We start from the raw sequence: 13,711 nt of genomic DNA on the forward strand, positions 1-13,711 counted from the left end.
CTTCTTCTCATGCGATACCGCTCTACCCGCGCCGATCCCGGCGGACGGACGTTCAGCTTCACCGAGGTGATGCTCGGCGGCCTGGCACCTGATGGTGGGTTGTTCCTGCCGGAGAGTTGGCCGCAGCTCGACGACGTCGAAGCCTTGGCGGGCAAGCCCTTCGCCGAGGTCTCGGCGCGCGTGCTGCAGGCCTTCGCGCCCGACCTGCCGGGCGGCGAGGCGGAAGCCGTCGCTCAGGCCGCCTACGCCCGGTTCGGTCACCCGGCGGTCGCGCCGCTGGTCCAGCACGGGGCGGACGACTTCCTGCTCGAGCTGTTCCACGGACCGACGCTCGCCTTCAAGGACGTGGCGATGCAGCTCCTCGGACGCTTGTTCGAACGAGCGCTCGAGCGGGCGGGGCGGCGGATGACGATCGTGGCCGCGACCTCGGGCGACACGGGCGGGGCGGCGATCGAGGCGCTCGCCGGGCTCTCCGCGGTGCGCGTCTGCGTCCTGCATCCGAAGGGGCGCATCTCCGAAGTGCAGCGGCGGTTCATGACGACCGTGACCGCCCCCAACGTCCTCAACGTCGCGGTCGAGGGGACGTTCGACGACTGCCAGGCGCTCGTCAAAGCGATGTTCGCGGACGATGCGTTCCGGGACGAGGTGTCCCTCGGCGCAGTCAACTCGATCAACTGGGCCCGCATCGTGGCGCAGGCGGCCTACTACGTGACGTCGTCGCTTCACTTGGCGCGGGGCGGGGCGCCCGTCTCCTACTGCGTGCCGACGGGGAACTTCGGCGACGTCTTCGCGGGCCTCGTCGCCAAGCGGATGGGCGCGCCGGTCGGCCGCCTGATCGTGGCGACGAACGAGAACGACATCCTCGACCGCGCTCTGCGGACCGGACTGCACGAGCCGAAGGGGGTCGCCGCAACGACGTCGCCCAGCATGGACATTCAAGTCTCCTCGAACTTCGAGCGGCTCCTCTTCGAGGCTTCGGACGGAGACGCCGCGACCGTCCGGGCGCTGATGGCGCATCAGGCGGGGGGGCGCGGCTTCGACCTCAGCGCGGCCATGCGCAGCAGGATCGGCGAGGAGTTCTCCTCCTACGCCGCGTCCGGGGAGGCGGTCGACGCCGCCATGCGCGACGTACGAGAAGCGACGGGCATGACCATCGATCCGCACACCGCCGTGGGACTTCACGCGGCGGCGCAGGCCCGCGAGGACGGCCTCGAAGGACCGCTCGTCACCCTCGCCACGGCGCATCCGGCCAAGTTTCCGGACGCGGTCGAGGCCGCGACGGGGTACAGGCCCGGCCTGCCGCCGCGCCTCGATGGCCTGATGGGCGCGAAGGAGCGCTACGATGCGCTGCCCGCCGACCTCGGCGTGGTCCAGAACGCCGTGCGGGAGCTCGCAGGCCGGTGAGGGAGACGACATCGGGAACGGACGAGCTGATCCACGGCCCCGTCAGTCTTCGCGCGCCGTCGAAGCGGGACTATCGGCAGTGGGCCGAAGTCGCGCTGCGCAACGTCGAAGGGCTGCGCGCGTGGCAGCCTCGCTGGCCACGCGACTACCTGACCGAGCGGGCCTACCGGCGCCGGCTTCGTCTTTATGCGACGGAACGGAGCCTCGGAACCGGCTTCGCCTTTCATGCCTTCGTCGAGGATCGTCTCGTCGGCGTGTGCCGGCTCGCCTCCGTGCGCCAAGGGGCGGCGCGCAGCGGGAGCCTCGGCTATTGGACGGACGCGCCGGAGCGGGGAAAGGGCTACGCGACGGCCATGGTCGGCGCGTTGACGGCCTTTGCCTTCGAGAGCCTGGCGCTCGAGCGGGTCGAGGCGGCCTACCTGCCGGACAACCTGGCCTCGGGACGGGTTCTCGAGAAGGCCGGGTTCCGCAAGGAAGGCGTCGTGCGCGGCTTCCTCGAGGTGAACGGGGCGCGGCGGGACCACCAGCTCGTCTCGCTCCTGCGCAGCGATCTGAGCGCCGCCGCGCCGCAGCGGTCCCGCGCCGAGGCGGAGACGGTTTGAGCGGCGTCGGGCTCGACGACCTAACGGCCCGCTTCCAGCCCATCGTCCAGCTCGGAAGCGGCCGGATCGTCGGGTACGAGGCCTTGGCGAGGCTCCGCGGCGAGACCGGCACGCTCCTGGAGGCCGACGCCTTCGTTCCGAGGCTCGTCGGGGGGCATCAGGGGCTGGCGCTGACGGAGCGCATGATCGACTTCGCCGCACGGCGGATCGCCGATCGGTCGCGGAGCCTTCACTTCGTCTCGGTGAACGTGCCCGCGCGGGTTCTCGATGAGCTGCCCCTCGTCGGGATGGTCGAGGCCATCCTCGGGCGCCACCGGACCCCCGCCGGCGCCTTGGTGATCGAGGTGACCGAGGACCGGATCATGGCGCCGGGACGGGCGGCGGCGGTGATGGCGGGCCTGCGAAGGGCGGGCGCGCGGATCGCGATGGACGACTTCGGCGCTGGGCACGCGACCTTGGCGCGACTGACCCAGTTCCAGTTCGACTTCGCGAAGACCGACAAGGCCTTCGCGCAGGCGCCTTCTAGCCGCGCCGTCAGAGCGAGCCTGATGCGAATGACGACGATCGCGCGCCGCCTAGGCGTACCCGTCATCGCCGAGGGGGTGGAGGACGAACGCACCGCCCGGGCGATGCGAGCGCTCGGCTGCCAGTACGGACAGGGCTACCTCTTCGGGCGACCTGCCCCCTGAGCATCAGTTCGGCAGAGGATCACCCGGCGGCATCGCGATCGCCGAGAGCAGCGCGCCGCTGGCGCCGATCGAGTGCAGCGCCTCGTCCCACGCGCCTTCGGGATCGTCGCCGAAGATGAGGGACGGCGCCCCGTCCGCGTCGAGCCAGGCGTTCGACTTGATCTCCGCGTCGAGCTGACCGGGACCCCAGGCCGCGTGGCCCATGAAGAGGACCGCGTCGCGCGGACCCTCTTCCTCGTTGACGGCGACGAGGGCGGGCCGCGTGGCCGTCATGCCGATCCCCGGCGCGACGATCAGCGTCTCTTCCGTCCGCCAGTCGAGAGAGTGGAGGAGAGCGCCGCGCTGCATGTCGACGGGACCGCCGAAATGGACCGCGCGTGTCAGGGCGGAGGGGCTCGGCGTGATGGACATCTCGGAGACGATGTCGGCCATGTAGAGCCCGGAGATCGGCTTGTTCACGACGACGCCGAAGGCGTGCTCCTCGTCGTGGCTGCAGACGAGCACGAGCGACTGCGCGAAGGCGCCACCGTCGAGCTGCGGCATCGCGATGAGGAAGCGGCCGGCCAATCCTGAGCCGGTGCCGCCAGCGGTCTGACCTTCGGGGCCGATGTAGGATGAGATCGCCATAAGACTGAATTAGGAAGGCGAAACGGTGAAACAAGCAAGCGGCGCTCGCCCGAACGTGTCGTTTCGCAAAGCTGCGGGGCCCCCTTTACCTGCGGCGCGGCGAGGGCCAGGGGCCCTGGGTCAAACGAAGGACCGATCCATGATCCAGCCCGGCGAACGCCTCCCCGACCTGCAGCTCATGCGCGCCACGCCGGACGGACCGGAGGCGGTGTCGACGAGCGAGCTCTTCGCAGGCAAGCGCTCGGTGCTCTTCGCGGTGCCCGGGGCGTTCACGCCGACCTGCTCGGCGCGTCACCTGCCGGGCTTCGTCGAGAAGAAGGACGCGTTGGCCGAGAAGGGAATCGACCAGCTCGTCTGTACCTCGGTGAACGATGCCTTCGTCATGCAGGCCTGGGCGGAAGCGTCCGGCGCAGAGGGCATCGTGATGCTCGCCGACGGCAACGCCGCGCTCGCCGAGGCGCTCGACCTGGTCCTCGACGGGACGGGCTTCGGCATGGGCAAACGGTCGCGCCGCTACGCGATGGTCGTGAACGACGGCGTCGTCGAACGGCTGGACGTCGAGGAGGGAGGCGCCTTCGAGGTCTCCTCCGCCGAGCACCTGCTCGCGCAGTTGTAAGAAGGCCGCGCGGTCAGGAGGCGTCCGGGACCCTTCTCAAGCGTTCGGGTGTCTGCTTACCTATGACCATGTCAGCGCTCGCTCTCATGCCCCGCCGCACCGTCCTCTCGTCCGAGGAGGCGCCGGCACGAGGCGCGAGCCTTCCTCACCTTGCAGGGGCCAGCCTGCCGCCCTCCGTCCGGACAGCCGGTGCGCTGGCGCTTCTGCTGCTCGCGGTCGCGGTGACGGGGCTGATCCTCGTCGCCTTCGCGGTGGCGATGCCGGTTCTTCTGCTGCTTGCCGCCGTCTCCGGGCGTCTGCCGCGCCGAGCGGCGCGGCCAGGTTGGCGCCCGGCGCCGGCGTAAGCTTCTTCCTCAGCCGATCAGGCCGTCACCGTCGGGATCCAGGAACCGGTGCAGGTGGACGATGAAGTAGCGCGTATGCGCGCTGTCCACGGTCGCCTGCGCCTTGGAGCGCCAGGCACGCTCAGCGCTCGCATAGTCGGGGAAGATGCCGACGACGTCGATCTCGTCGATGTTCTTGAAGCGCGCTTCCCGCGGGCTGGTGAGCTCTCCGCCGAAGACGAGGTGGAGAAGCTGCTTCGACGTGATGGTTTCGGTTTCGGACATCGGGACCTCGTAAGGTTAAAGAGCCGGGCTCACAGAGCGACTTGCCGCAGGTCGTCGGGCAGGTGGCCAAGCCGTTCGATGATTCGCGGATAAAGGCGCGGCGCGGCGCAGACAAGAGCCCGCTGAACGGGGTGCGGCTTTGCGAACACGAAGGGATCGCCCTTGTGATCCGTGGCGACCGCCCCCGCCTCGCACGCGATGAGCGCGCCCGGCGCGACGTCCCAGTCGGCCTTTCGGACGAGCGCGATGGTGGCGTCGTACCGTCCCGCCGCGACGAGGGCGAGGCGGTAGCTCGTCGAGTTGCGGTAGGCGAGGCGCATGACCGGCCAAGGCTCGGGCCAGCCCGGATGCTCGAACATCGCCTTCGAGCCCAGGACGCGGCAGCCGTCGAGCTCTTCCGCCGAGGAGGCGCAGAGCGCCTCGCCGTTGCAACGCGCACCGCCGCCGCGGATCGCCTCGAAGAACTCGTCCGTCGCCGGGTTGAAGATGGCCGCGCTGACCGCCCTGCCGTCCTCGACGAGCGCAACGCAGACCGCGAAGTGCGGCTGTCCCTTCAAGAAGGCGTGGGTGCCGTCGATCGGATCGACGATCCAGGTGCGCGAGGCGGAGAGGCGGTCCTCGTCCTCCGCGCTTTCCTCAGAGAGCCAGCCATAGTCCTCGTCGTCGAGGAGGGCCGCCTTGAGGATGTCGTTCGATTCGTAGTCGGCCTCGGAGACGGGGGTGTCGTCGTCCTTCTCCCACGCCTTGGTGTTGCCGGCTTCGAAGCGTTGGCGCACGGCCTCGCCTGCCTGGCGGACCGCAGCGCACATCCGCTCGTGGTCCTCGGGCAGGGGGCGCGTCACCTCAGGCGCCTGCGATCTGCATCTGCGCGATGCGGACGGTGGGGGCGTTGCGGGCGCCGCGCCGCACGAAGTCAGAGGCGGGCGTGAGGCTCTGCCACATCTCGAGAAGGTTGCCGGCGATGGTGATCTCGGAGACCGGGTAGGCGACCTCGCCGTTCTCGATCCAGTAGCCCGAGCAGCCGACGGAGTAGTCGCCCGTGTTCCCGTTCACCTGGGGGCCGAACATGTCCGTGACGTAGAGGCCTTCATGCGTATCGCGCAGCAGCTCTTCGAGGCTCATCGTGCCCGGCTGGAGGTCGAGGTTCGTCGCGCCGGAGCCGGGCGGTCCGCCCGTGCCGCGCTTGGCCCGGCCGTTGGTCTCGAGGCCGAGCTGCTTTGCTTGCGCGGTGTTGAGGAGCCAGGTCGTAAGGCGGCCATCCTCGACGACGCTGAGCGTCTCGGGCCGGACGCCCTCGCCGTCGAAGGGCTTGGAGCCGAAGCCGCGGGGGACGAACGGGTCGTCGGTCACGGTGAGGCCGGAGGCGAAGATCTCCTGGCCGAGCTTGTTCTTGAGAAAGCTCGTCCCGCGCGCGATCGCCGCGCCGTTGATGGCGCCCGCGAGCGGGCCGAGGAGGCTGGCGGCGAGGCGCTGTTCGTAGACGACGGGCGCCTTGCGGCTCGCGAGCTTCTTCGGGTTCAGGCGGCGGACGGCGCGCTCCCCGGCGGTCCGGCCGATCTCTTCTGGGGTGCGGAGGTCCGAGAGGTGGGTGGCGGCGCCGTACTCGTAGTCGCGCTCCATCGCCGTGCCTTCGCCCGCCAGGACCGAGACGGAAGTGCCGTGGCTGCCGCCGCTCGCGGCGCCGAGGAAGCCGGTGCTGGTCGCGAGCCAGGACTGCGCGGTGCCGAAGGACGCGTTCGCGCCGCTGGAGTTCGTCACGCCCTCGACGTCCCGCGCTGCGGCCTCGCAGGCGAGCGCCCGCTCGCGCAGGGCGTCGGCGGGCGGCTCGATGCCGTCGAAGAGGTCGAGGTCGGGGAGGTCGCCGCTCGCGAGGCGGGCCGGGTCGGCGAGCGCGAGATAGGGGTCTTCCGGCGCGAGGCGCGCCATGGCGACGGCACGCTCGGCGAGCTCGTCCAGCGCCGCGGGGCTGTAGTCGGTCGTCGAGACGCACGCTTGGCGCCGACCGACGAGCACGCGCAGGCCGAGGTCGCGGTTCTCCGACCGCTCGACCTCCTCGACCTCACCGAGGCGGACGGAGACGGAGGCGCTGACGGCCCGGTAGATGAGGGCGTCGGCGGAATCGGCCCCGGCGGCCTTCGCGCGCGCCATCACGGCGGAAAGGACGTCTTCGGGGCGTTCGTTGACGGGGCTGCTCATCCCCTCGCGGTTAGGCGGGCGAGGGGGGCGGCGCAAGCGACCGCTCAGCGCAGCTGGCTGTCCTTGCTGCCGCGGCGGTTGATGCCGGGCATGCGGTGTCGTCCGTCGCGCCGTGACTGGCAGGCGAGGCAGGTCTGCACGCCCGGCAGGGCCTGACGGCGGCGCTCCGCGATCGGCTCCTCGCACTCGACGCAGAACTCGGCGCTCTCGCCGTGCGGCAGGCGCGCTCGCGCGTGGCTGACCGCGTCGCTGACGGTGTCGTCGATCTGATCCTGAACGGCGCCGTCCCGCGCCCAACCCGTTGCCATCGCGTTGCTCTTCCTTCTCCGCCTCGTCCCGACATATCGGTACGAAGGGCGGATGCGGCAACCGGACCGGCGGGACCGCACCGACCCCGATTGACAGGGGCGGGCGTGCCCCTAGGTTCGCCTTCGGCCGGACTCACCGAGGGTTCGGCGCTCCTCCGCGGGAGACACTGGCGAACAGGCCAGGGCCGAAGGCGCAACCGCCCCGGAAACGCTCAGGCAACAGGACCGCGGGAGAGGATCAAAGGCTGGAAAAGGGCCGGCAGGCCCTGCCGAAGGAGCAAGCGGGCCAGTCCCTGTGCGGGCGAGGCCTCGCGGAATCTCTCAGGCGTCGCGACAGCCGGGGACGAAGCCGAAAGGCGCCGCCCGGAGACTCGCACCTTGAACGATACGCCCCAGAATACGCTTCTGAAGACTTTGCCCCTGGACGCGCTCCACCGCGAGCTCGGCGGCAAGATGGTGCCGTTCGCCGGCTACGAGATGCCCGTTCAGTACGCGATGGGGGTGAAGGGCGAGCACCTGCATGTCCGCGAGAAGGCGGGGCTGTTCGACGTCAGCCACATGGGGCAGGCGTTCCTGACGGCGAGCGACCACGCAGAGGCCGCCTCCGCGATCGAGACGCTGGTGCCGGGCGAGATCGCGGGGCTCAGCCCCGGGCGCATCCGCTACACGGTACTGCTGGCGGATGACGGCGGCGTGCTCGACGACCTGATGATCACGCGGACCGAGGAGGACGGTAAGCTGTTCCTCGTCGTCAACGCCGCGACCAAGGACGCGGACTTCGCGCTGATCGAAGAGAAGCTGGCCGGGCGGGCGAAGCTCGACGTCCTGGGCCGCTCCCTCCTCGCGCTGCAGGGCCCCCTGGCGCACACGGTGATCGGCGCTCTGGACCCGATGGCGCCGGAGATGCCGTTCATGTCGATGCGGCACACGCAGCTCGAAGGCATTCCCGTGACTCTGTCCCGCTGCGGCTACACCGGCGAGGACGGCTACGAGATCTCGGTGGCGAACTCGGACGCGGAGGCGCTGGCCCGGCGCCTGCTCGCGCATGAGGACGTGGCGCCCATCGGCCTCGGCGCGCGCGATTCGCTGCGGCTCGAGGCGGGGCTCTGCCTCTATGGGCACGACCTGACCGAAGCGGACACGCCCGTCTCCGCCGCCATCACCTTCGCCATCGGCAAGCGGCGTCGTCAGGAAGGCGGCTTCCCCGGCGCCGAGCGCATCCTTCGCGAGCTGAAGGAAGGCTGCGAGGCCGTCCGCGTCGGCCTGAGGCCGCTCGGCCGCGCGCCCGCCCGCGAGGGCGTCGAAGTGCGCAGCGCCGAGGGCGAGGTCATCGGCGCCGTCACCTCCGGCGGGTTCGGCCCGACCTTCGACGCGCCCGTCGCCATGGGCCGGGTCGAGGCCCGCTTCGCCGAGCCCGGCACGGTCGTGCACCTGATGGTGCGCGGCAAGCCGATGGAGGCGGAGGTCGTCCGCCTACCCTTCGTTCCGCAACGCTACTACCGAGGAGCCCGCTGAAGATGATGAAGTTCACCAAGAGCCATGAGTGGGTTCGGCCTGAGGGCGGAATCGTGACGATGGGGATCACGACGCATGCCGCCGAAGCGCTCGGCGACGTCGTCTTCGTCGAGCTGCCGGACGTCGGAAAGAGCTTCGACAAGGGCGCCGAGATGGCGGTGGTCGAGAGCGTCAAGGCCGCCTCCGACGTCTACGCGCCGGTGTCGGGCGAGGTGGTCGAGGTAAACTCTGCCATCGTCGATGCGCCCGAGCAGGTGAACGAGGGCCCGGAAGAGGGCGCCTGGTTCGTCAAGCTGAAGCTGAAGGACGAGAGCGAGCTCGAGAGCCTCATGGACGAAGCGGCGTACAAGGCGCAGCTGAGCGATGAGTGAGCCCCGCCGCCGCGGGCCCGACGCCCGCGAGAAGAGCATCATCACCGGCGCCATAGGCGGCCTGGTCCTCGGCCTGATCGCCGATCAGGTCCTGGTCCTCGCCGTCCTCGGCGCCATCCTCGGCGCGGTCCACGACCTCGCCCAATACGTTCCCGCCTCCTGGTGGGGGAAAGGTCGCGACCGCGATGAGTAAGAAAACGAGCCATCTTCTGACCTGGATCGGCGTCGCGCTGATCGTCGTCGCCGTCATCGCCCTGATCGTGAAGGCGATCGAGCTGATCCTGGCCCTGATCCTGCTCGCCATCGGCATTCCGCTCGCCATCGCGGGTGTGCGGAAGCTGCGTCACCACGCGCACCATCAGGTGACGGACGAGCGCAAGTGACACGCCCCCGCTTCCACCTCGCCTTTCCGGTGAACGACCTCGAAGCCGCGCGCGGCTTCTACGGCGGCGTGCTCGGCTGCCCCGAGGGGCGCGAGGCGCCCGGGGAGTGGATCGACTTCGACCTTCACGGCCACCAGATCGTCGCGCACTACGCGCCGGACGAGTGCCGCGCAGCGCAGGCGAACGCGGTCGACGGGCACGGCGTGCCGGTGCGGCACTTCGGCCTCCTGCTCGAATGGTCCGACTGGGAAGCGTTGGGTGAGAAGCTGAAGGCGGCGGAGGTGCCGTTCATCATCGAACCCTATGTGCGGTTCGCAGGGAAGGCCGGCGAGCAGGGGACGATGTTCGTGATGGACCCGGCGTGCAATGCGCTCGAGTTCAAGACGTTCAAGGACGATGGGGACGTGTTTCGGAAGACGTTGGGGAAAGAGCACTGATGACGCGGGGTGAAGGGCAGCACCGGTTACCACCGTGGTTTCTGGCTGCAGCCATCTTCGTGCCTGCTATCCTGATTGCCGCTCCGTTTGTTTCCGACCTCTTCCGCTATGGAGCCATCTTCGCGCCTTTGGCTGTAGCGACGGCCGTCGCGATGCCGGTGCTAGTTGGTTGGACGCGGAGGAAAGGGAGCGTCGTCGCTGTCCTCTCGCTCCTCCTCATGTTCTCAGGCAGCTATGGGCTGCTGGTCAAAAGGGATCGAGATGCAATGGAGAACTTCCACGATCGGCGAGTTCTATGCGCCGCCATCGTCGAACTTGACGCCCGGCAATGCGACCGCCTGCATTCTCCATGCCTGGCTTGTCCGCGGCAGCAGACTAGGAACTGATTCATGCGCTATCTTCCCCTCAACGAAGCCGACCGTGCCGCGATGCGCGAAGTTGTCGGCGTGTCGGCCGTGGACGAGCTGTTCTCGGACGTCCCCGCCGACGCGCTGAACCCCAAGCTCGACCTGCCGCCGCATCAAGGCGAGCTTTCGGTCGAGCGGCAGATGCGGGCGCTCGCTTCGAAGAACCTGGCGGCGGGCGACGCGCCGTTCTTCGCAGGCTGCGGCGCCTACAAGCACCACGTGCCAGCGACGGTGGACCACATCATTCAGCGGTCCGAGTTCCTGACCGCCTACACGCCCTATCAGCCCGAGATCGCCCAAGGGACGCTTCAGTACCTCTTCGAGTTCCAGACGCAGGTCGCGACCCTGACCGGCATGGAGGTCGCCAACGCCTCCATGTATGACGGCTCGACCGCGTGCGCCGAAGCCGCGCTGATGGCGCGGCGGGTGACGGGGCGGAAGAAGGTCGTCTGCTCGGGCGGTCTGCATCCGCACTACGCGGCGGTGATCCATACCAACTCCGAGCTGATCGGCGACACGGTGCTCGAAGCGCCCTCATCCGCGGACGGGCACGGCTCCATCGCCGACATGATCGACGACGAGACCTCCTGCATCGTCGTTCAGTCGCCGGACGTGTTCGGCCACGTTCGCGACCTCTCGGCGCTGGCGGAGAAGGCGCACGAGCACGGCGCGCTTCTGGTCGCGGTCGTCACCGAGGCCGTGTCCTTCGGCCTTCTGAAGTCGCCGGGCGCGCAAGGCGCGGACATCGTCGTCGCCGAAGGCCAGTCGATCGGCAACGCGCTGAATTTCGGCGGGCCTTACGTCGGCCTCTTCGCTGCGCGACAGAAGCACATCCGGCACATGCCCGGGCGGCTCTGCGGCGAGACGGTGGATGCGGACGGTCAGCGCGGCTTCGTCCTGACCCTGTCGACGCGGGAGCAGCACATCCGGCGCGACAAGGCGACGTCGAACATCTGCACCAATTCGGGGCTCTGCTCGCTCGCCTTCACCGTCCATATGAGCCTCCTCGGCGGGCAGGGGCTTCGCCGCCTCGCGATCCTCAACCACGAGACGGCGTGCCGCACGGCGGACGCCCTGTCGGCGGTGCCGGGCGTCGAAATTCTCAACGAGCGCTTCTTCAACGAGTTCACCGTCCGCCTGCCGAAGGACGCGGCCGAGGTCGTCGAAGCCCTTGCCGAGCGCGGCATCGTCGCGGGCGTCCCCGGCGGGCGGCTGTGGCCGAACGATCCGGAGATGGCGAACCTCCTCATCGTCGCCGCCACCGAAGTGACGACGGACGAAGACGTACGCGCCCTCGCAGAAGGGCTGAAGGCGGTCCTGTGATGTCGCTCATCGAGCTCGAAGGGCCGAGCGTCCGCCAGAAGCGATTGTCGAACCGCATGTGGTTCGCCTTCGCGGACGACGCGCTGCACTACCGCTTCGAGGATGCGCAGCACGCCCTCAGCTACAAGGTGCCCTACGACGAGATCCCGTTCACGCATACGGAGTACACCGAGAAGTTCGAGGCCTTGCGCGCCGCGAGCTTCTTCTGGCTGGCCCTGGTCGTCCTGAACCTCGTCCGGGCGATCACGGCGCCGCTCTACTTCGTCTCGGCGGCGGTCCTCCTCGGCCTCGCAGGCCTGTCCTGGATCGGCTACCAGAAGCTGACCGCGACCTTCACCGTCATCGACACGGGGCACGGGCGGATGCTCGTCCTGCACGACGACCGGTACGAAGAGGTCATGCACGAGATCGTCACGCGCCGCCGCGCCGTGCTCCTCGCGGAGCACGGCGACGTCGACCGCGACAACGACCCCGAGCGCGAGAAGGCGAAGTTCGCCTGGCTGCGCGCGCGGGGCGTGATCACCGAGCAGGAGTATCAGGACAAGCTCGCCGAGGTCGAGGCGAGCAACCCCGAGGCCCTGCCGCCCGTCACCGGCCCCAGCGGGGGCACCGTCCATTGACCCTTCCTCTTCCCACCCTTCGCCTACGGACCTTTCCATGAGCATGAACGCCCAAGGCCGTCCCACCCGTGCCGTCCCTTCCGCAGCGGCAGCCGCGCCGACCCATACGGGGCATAGGGCCCTACAGCTCGAGGTGGCGCTCCTCTTCGACGAGGGCGACTTCGAGGGAACGGGCGTGGACCTGCCGGAACCCGCAGGCACGGCGTCGCGCCTCGGCGACCTGGCGGCGGACGAAGCACCCACCCTTCCGGGCCTCGCCGAGCCCGAGGCGATGCGGCACTACGTGCGGCTGAGCCAGAAGAACTACGCCATCGACATGGGCATCTTCCCGCTCGGCTCCTGCACGATGAAGCACAACCCGCGCCTCAACGAGAAGGTCGCGCGGATGCCGGGCTTCGCGGACATCCACCCGCTGCAGCCGCAGAGCACGGTGCAGGGCGCGCTCGAGCTGATCGCGCAGCTCGCCGGCTGGCTGAAGGAGCTGACCGGCATGCCCGCGGTCGCGATGAGCCCCAAGGCGGGCGCGCATGGCGAGCTTTGCGGGATGATGGCGATCAAGGCGGCGCTGATCGCGCGGGGCGAAGCGGAGACGCGCACGCGGGTCCTGGTCCCAGAGTCCGCGCACGGAACGAACCCCGCGACGGCCGTTCAGTGCGGCTTCACCGTCGACAAGCTGCCCGCAAGCACGGACGGCCGGGTCGACATCGCCGCCTTCCGCGAGAAGCTCGGGGACGACGTCGCGGGCATCATGGTGACGAACCCCAACACCTGCGGCCTCTTCGAGCGGGACATCCGCGAGATGGCCGACCTCGTCCACGAGGCGGGCGGCTACTTCTACTGCGACGGCGCGAACTTCAACGCCATCGCGGGCAAGGTGCGCCCGGGCGATCTCGGCATCGACGCGATGCACATCAACCTGCACAAGACCTTCTCGACGCCGCATGGCGGCGGGGGCCCGGGCTCAGGCCCGACCGTCCTGTCCGAAGCGCTGGCGCCTTACGCGCCGCTGCCCTTCGTCGTGGAGGAAGAGGGCCGCTTCCGCCTGGTCGAGGACGCTTCGGAAGCCGAGGACGCCTTCGGCCGGATGACGGCGTTCCACGGCCAGATGGGCATGTTCGTCCGGGCGCTGACCTACATGCTGTCCCATGGCGGCGACGGCATCGCGCGGGCGGCGGAGGACGCGGTCCTCAATGCGAACTACGTGCTCGCGCGCCTGTCGGCCGAGATGTCGCCAGCCTTCGACGGGCACTGCATGCACGAGGCGCTGTTCTCGGACGCGTTCCTCAAGGGCACGGGGGTGGGCACGATCGACTTCGCCAAGGCGATGATCGACGAGGGCTTCCACCCGATGACGATGTACTTCCCGCTGGTGGTGCCGGGCGCGATGCTGATCGAGCCCACGGAGTCGGAGTCGAAACGCAGCCTCGACGAGTTCTGCGACTCGCTCCTCGCGCTGGCGAAGGACGCGAAGTCCGGCGAGGCGGAGAAGTTCAAGTCCGCCCCGCGCCTCGCCCCGCGCCGCCGCCTCGACGAGACGCAGGCCGCGCGCCGCCCCGTGCTGCGCTGGCAGCCCGAGGCAGCGGCGGCAATGGCGGCCGAGTAAGG

General features: G+C 69.5%; 19 protein-coding genes and 1 riboswitch. Of the genes, 14 read left to right on the plus strand and 5 right to left on the minus strand.

All coding sequences use genetic code 11. The annotated features are described in order from the left end of the window. Positions 1-9: 9 nt before the first annotated feature. The 3 genes from thrC to GGQ59_RS05005 are packed head-to-tail and all read left to right on the plus strand — an operon-like array spanning position 10 to position 2,695. Positions 10-1,404, plus strand: a complete 1,395-nt coding sequence (gene thrC, locus GGQ59_RS04995) for a threonine synthase (protein ID WP_183816369.1) — start codon at positions 10-12, stop codon at positions 1,402-1,404. Further along, positions 1,401-2,006, plus strand: coding sequence for a GNAT family N-acetyltransferase (locus GGQ59_RS05000; protein ID WP_183816371.1), 606 nt, complete (start codon positions 1,401-1,403; stop codon positions 2,004-2,006). The genes thrC and GGQ59_RS05000 overlap by 4 nt, the downstream gene beginning before the upstream one ends. Then, positions 2,003-2,695, plus strand: a complete 693-nt coding sequence (locus tag GGQ59_RS05005) for an EAL domain-containing protein (protein ID WP_183816373.1) — start codon at positions 2,003-2,005, stop codon at positions 2,693-2,695. The genes GGQ59_RS05000 and GGQ59_RS05005 overlap by 4 nt, the downstream gene beginning before the upstream one ends. Positions 2,696-2,698: 3 nt before the next feature. Here the strand turns inward: GGQ59_RS05005 and GGQ59_RS05010 are convergent, their stop codons facing one another. After that, positions 2,699-3,322: a YqgE/AlgH family protein gene (locus GGQ59_RS05010; protein ID WP_183816375.1), complete on the minus strand. Its 624-nt coding sequence runs from the start codon at positions 3,320-3,322 to the stop codon at positions 2,699-2,701. 139 nt (positions 3,323-3,461) lie between these two features. On the opposite strand from GGQ59_RS05010, the gene GGQ59_RS05015 reads away from it, so the two are divergent. Next, positions 3,462-3,938: a peroxiredoxin gene (locus GGQ59_RS05015; protein WP_183816378.1), complete on the plus strand. Its 477-nt coding sequence runs from the start codon at positions 3,462-3,464 to the stop codon at positions 3,936-3,938. A 68-nt stretch (positions 3,939-4,006) separates the two neighbouring features. After that, a complete protein-coding gene (locus GGQ59_RS05020; protein ID WP_183816380.1) occupies positions 4,007-4,282 on the plus strand; it encodes a hypothetical protein in 276 nt (91 codons plus the stop codon). A gap of 9 nt (positions 4,283-4,291) precedes the next feature. Here the strand turns inward: GGQ59_RS05020 and GGQ59_RS05025 are convergent, their stop codons facing one another. From GGQ59_RS05025 to GGQ59_RS05040, 4 genes are read right to left on the minus strand one after another with little or no spacing between them, the layout of a single operon-like run. Continuing rightward, entirely contained in the window at positions 4,292-4,546 is a 255-nt protein-coding gene (locus GGQ59_RS05025) for a DUF4170 domain-containing protein (RefSeq protein ID WP_183816382.1), read from the minus strand. Positions 4,547-4,575: 29 nt separating this feature from the next. Then, positions 4,576-5,388 carry an inositol monophosphatase family protein gene (locus tag GGQ59_RS05030; RefSeq protein ID WP_183816384.1) on the minus strand — a complete coding sequence of 271 codons (813 nt, stop codon included), beginning with the start codon at positions 5,386-5,388 and terminating at the stop codon, positions 4,576-4,578. A gap of 1 nt (position 5,389) precedes the next feature. Further along, positions 5,390-6,742 carry a TldD/PmbA family protein gene (locus tag GGQ59_RS05035; protein WP_183816386.1) on the minus strand — a complete coding sequence of 451 codons (1,353 nt, stop codon included), beginning with the start codon at positions 6,740-6,742 and terminating at the stop codon, positions 5,390-5,392. Positions 6,743-6,786: 44 nt separating this feature from the next. Further along, positions 6,787-7,050, minus strand: coding sequence for a DksA/TraR family C4-type zinc finger protein (locus GGQ59_RS05040; protein WP_183816388.1), 264 nt, complete (start codon positions 7,048-7,050; stop codon positions 6,787-6,789). A gap of 148 nt (positions 7,051-7,198) precedes the next feature. Next, positions 7,199-7,288, plus strand: a riboswitch (glycine riboswitch). A gap of 140 nt (positions 7,289-7,428) precedes the next feature. On the opposite strand from GGQ59_RS05040, the gene gcvT reads away from it, so the two are divergent. From gcvT to gcvPB, 9 genes are read left to right on the plus strand one after another with little or no spacing between them, the layout of a single operon-like run. Next, positions 7,429-8,565, plus strand: coding sequence for a glycine cleavage system aminomethyltransferase GcvT (gcvT, locus tag GGQ59_RS05045; RefSeq protein ID WP_183816390.1), 1,137 nt, complete (start codon positions 7,429-7,431; stop codon positions 8,563-8,565). A 5-nt stretch (positions 8,566-8,570) separates the two neighbouring features. After that, complete coding sequence (gcvH, locus tag GGQ59_RS05050) at positions 8,571-8,936, plus strand: glycine cleavage system protein GcvH (protein WP_183816759.1); 366 nt, start codon at positions 8,571-8,573, stop codon at positions 8,934-8,936. Then, entirely contained in the window at positions 8,929-9,129 is a 201-nt protein-coding gene (locus GGQ59_RS05055) for a hypothetical protein (protein ID WP_183816392.1), read from the plus strand. The genes gcvH and GGQ59_RS05055 overlap by 8 nt, the downstream gene beginning before the upstream one ends. Continuing rightward, positions 9,122-9,319, plus strand: a complete 198-nt coding sequence (locus GGQ59_RS05060; protein ID WP_183816394.1) for a hypothetical protein — start codon at positions 9,122-9,124, stop codon at positions 9,317-9,319. The genes GGQ59_RS05055 and GGQ59_RS05060 overlap by 8 nt, the downstream gene beginning before the upstream one ends. Further along, a complete protein-coding gene (locus GGQ59_RS05065; protein WP_183816396.1) occupies positions 9,316-9,756 on the plus strand; it encodes a VOC family protein in 441 nt (146 codons plus the stop codon). The genes GGQ59_RS05060 and GGQ59_RS05065 overlap by 4 nt, the downstream gene beginning before the upstream one ends. Further along, positions 9,756-10,142 (plus strand): hypothetical protein, encoded by a 387-nt coding sequence (locus GGQ59_RS05070; RefSeq protein ID WP_183816397.1) that lies wholly within the window; start codon positions 9,756-9,758, stop codon positions 10,140-10,142. Before GGQ59_RS05065 ends, GGQ59_RS05070 begins: the two co-directional genes overlap by 1 nt. Before the next feature lie 3 nt (positions 10,143-10,145). Then, on the plus strand, positions 10,146-11,486 hold the full coding sequence (gcvPA, locus tag GGQ59_RS05075; protein WP_183816398.1) for an aminomethyl-transferring glycine dehydrogenase subunit GcvPA: 1,341 nt from the start codon (positions 10,146-10,148) through the stop codon (positions 11,484-11,486). Beyond that, on the plus strand, positions 11,486-12,106 hold the full coding sequence (locus GGQ59_RS05080) for a hypothetical protein (protein WP_183816399.1): 621 nt from the start codon (positions 11,486-11,488) through the stop codon (positions 12,104-12,106). Before gcvPA ends, GGQ59_RS05080 begins: the two co-directional genes overlap by 1 nt. Positions 12,107-12,143: 37 nt before the next feature. Continuing rightward, positions 12,144-13,709, plus strand: a complete 1,566-nt coding sequence (gcvPB, locus tag GGQ59_RS05085; RefSeq protein ID WP_183816400.1) for an aminomethyl-transferring glycine dehydrogenase subunit GcvPB — start codon at positions 12,144-12,146, stop codon at positions 13,707-13,709. The last annotated feature ends 2 nt before the right edge of the window (positions 13,710-13,711 follow it).

The sequence above is a fragment of the Parvularcula dongshanensis genome (assembly GCF_014199615.1).
Lineage (GTDB): Bacteria > Pseudomonadota > Alphaproteobacteria > Caulobacterales > Parvularculaceae > Parvularcula > Parvularcula dongshanensis.

Excerpts from the sequence above, each read along its gene's own strand:
- thrC (WP_183816369.1), top strand. The coding sequence starts at position 10 with ATGCGATACCGCTCTACCCGCGCCGATCCCGGCGGACGGACGTTCAGC.
- GGQ59_RS05010 (WP_183816375.1), bottom strand. The coding sequence starts at position 3,322 with ATGGCGATCTCATCCTACATCGGCCCCGAAGGTCAGACCGCTGGCGGC.
- GGQ59_RS05015 (WP_183816378.1), top strand. The coding sequence starts at position 3,462 with ATGATCCAGCCCGGCGAACGCCTCCCCGACCTGCAGCTCATGCGCGCC.
- GGQ59_RS05020 (WP_183816380.1), top strand. The coding sequence starts at position 4,007 with ATGTCAGCGCTCGCTCTCATGCCCCGCCGCACCGTCCTCTCGTCCGAG.
- GGQ59_RS05025 (WP_183816382.1), bottom strand. The coding sequence starts at position 4,546 with ATGTCCGAAACCGAAACCATCACGTCGAAGCAGCTTCTCCACCTCGTC.
- GGQ59_RS05035 (WP_183816386.1), bottom strand. The coding sequence starts at position 6,742 with ATGAGCAGCCCCGTCAACGAACGCCCCGAAGACGTCCTTTCCGCCGTG.
- GGQ59_RS05040 (WP_183816388.1), bottom strand. The coding sequence starts at position 7,050 with ATGGCAACGGGTTGGGCGCGGGACGGCGCCGTTCAGGATCAGATCGAC.
- gcvH (WP_183816759.1), top strand. The coding sequence starts at position 8,571 with ATGAAGTTCACCAAGAGCCATGAGTGGGTTCGGCCTGAGGGCGGAATC.
- GGQ59_RS05055 (WP_183816392.1), top strand. The coding sequence starts at position 8,929 with ATGAGTGAGCCCCGCCGCCGCGGGCCCGACGCCCGCGAGAAGAGCATC.
- GGQ59_RS05060 (WP_183816394.1), top strand. The coding sequence starts at position 9,122 with ATGAGTAAGAAAACGAGCCATCTTCTGACCTGGATCGGCGTCGCGCTG.
- GGQ59_RS05070 (WP_183816397.1), top strand. The coding sequence starts at position 9,756 with ATGACGCGGGGTGAAGGGCAGCACCGGTTACCACCGTGGTTTCTGGCT.
- gcvPA (WP_183816398.1), top strand. The coding sequence starts at position 10,146 with ATGCGCTATCTTCCCCTCAACGAAGCCGACCGTGCCGCGATGCGCGAA.
- GGQ59_RS05080 (WP_183816399.1), top strand. The coding sequence starts at position 11,486 with ATGTCGCTCATCGAGCTCGAAGGGCCGAGCGTCCGCCAGAAGCGATTG.
- gcvPB (WP_183816400.1), top strand. The coding sequence starts at position 12,144 with ATGAGCATGAACGCCCAAGGCCGTCCCACCCGTGCCGTCCCTTCCGCA.